Consider the following 721-nt stretch of genomic DNA (forward strand, 5'->3'; position numbering starts at 1 on the left):
ACGTATTAGGTAACTGCCCTTCCTCCCAACTTAAAGTGCTTTACAATCCGAAGACCTTCTTCACACACGCGGCATGGCTGGATCAGGCTTTCGCCCATTGTCCAATATTCCCCACTGCTGCCTCCCGTAGGAGTCTGGACCGTGTCTCAGTTCCAGTGTGACTGATCATCCTCTCAGACCAGTTACGGATCGTCGCCTTGGTGAGCCATTACCCCACCAACTAGCTAATCCGACCTAGGCTCATCTGATAGCGCAAGGCCCGAAGGTCCCCTGCTTTCTCCCGTAGGACGTATGCGGTATTAGCGTCCGTTTCCGAACGTTATCCCCCACTACCAGGCAGATTCCTAGGCATTACTCACCCGTCCGCCGCTCTCAAGAGAAGCAAGCTTCTCTCTACCGCTCGACTTGCATGTGTTAGGCCTGCCGCCAGCGTTCAATCTGAGCCATGATCAAACTCTTCAGTTCAAACATCTTTGGGTTTTTAAGAAACCCTAAACTTGGCTCAGCAATCGTTGGTTACATCTTTGATTTCTCGCGGAGTAACTTGTGATGCTGATAATCTTGTTGACTATCAGTCTGACTCCACAAGCACCCACACGAATTGCTTGATTCAGTTGTTAAAGAGCGGTTGGTTAAGATCTTTCGTCTCAACCGAGGCGCGCATTCTACAGCAGCCTCATTTGCTGTCAAGTGATTATTTTCAGAAGCTTTCGAAGATTTC

At 49.5% G+C, this 721-nt stretch carries 1 rRNA gene; it reads right to left on the minus strand.

Features of this window, described 5'->3' with window-relative positions:
• Window positions 1–465: ribosomal RNA gene (locus ACLD1Y_RS31595) — 16S ribosomal RNA — on the minus strand; the annotation flags it as partial.
• Window positions 466–721 lie beyond the last annotated feature (256 nt).

Source organism: Pseudomonas sp. 18175, assembly GCF_050432925.1.
Lineage (GTDB): Bacteria > Pseudomonadota > Gammaproteobacteria > Pseudomonadales > Pseudomonadaceae > Aquipseudomonas.